Raw genomic sequence first — 547 nt, forward strand, 5'->3', positions numbered from 1 at the left:
AGCCGGTGCCGGCCGACGACAACAACGAGCAGCTGGCCCTGCTGCGGATTCTGGTCGACCCACGCCGGCCGAGGCCTGTTCTGGATCGGGGGGTCGGACGACCAATAGAAAGCATCCGGTTCCGCTGTATGACTACGTGTCGTCAGTCCAGCACGGTGGGGGTGAGCCTGCTGAGCGCAGCGGCGGAAGACCGAGCAGCTCTCACCACGCCTCCGCATGCTCCGTGAGGGGGTAGCCTCTCGGCGTTAAGACCGTTCTGCTCTCTGTGGGTGATCGACGGGTGACGTGAACGTGATCCTCATGTTTGACTACATCGATGGATGCGGCGGACGTTCGGCTGTCGATTGACTGCGGTAGTGCCAGCACCGTGGCGGTGCTGGCGTGGGCCGACGGTCGTGCGTCGGTCCTGTCGTTCGACGGTGCGCCGTTTCTGCCGAGCGCCGTGTACGTGGCGGGCGATGGGCAGCTGTGGACGGGACAGCAGGCGTGGCAGGCCGCCGAGGATCAGCCGGGACGGTTGATTCCGAGCCCGCGTCGTCCCGCCGAT

Annotated in this window: 1 pseudogene; it reads left to right on the top strand. The window is 66.2% G+C overall.

What is annotated here, in order from left to right:
- Positions 1-316: 316 nt before the first annotated feature.
- Positions 317-547: pseudogene (locus Vqi01_RS30465) on the top strand (Hsp70 family protein); the annotation flags it as partial.

The organism is Micromonospora qiuiae (genome assembly GCF_016863555.1).
Taxonomy (GTDB): Bacteria; Actinomycetota; Actinomycetes; order Mycobacteriales; family Micromonosporaceae; genus Micromonospora; species Micromonospora qiuiae.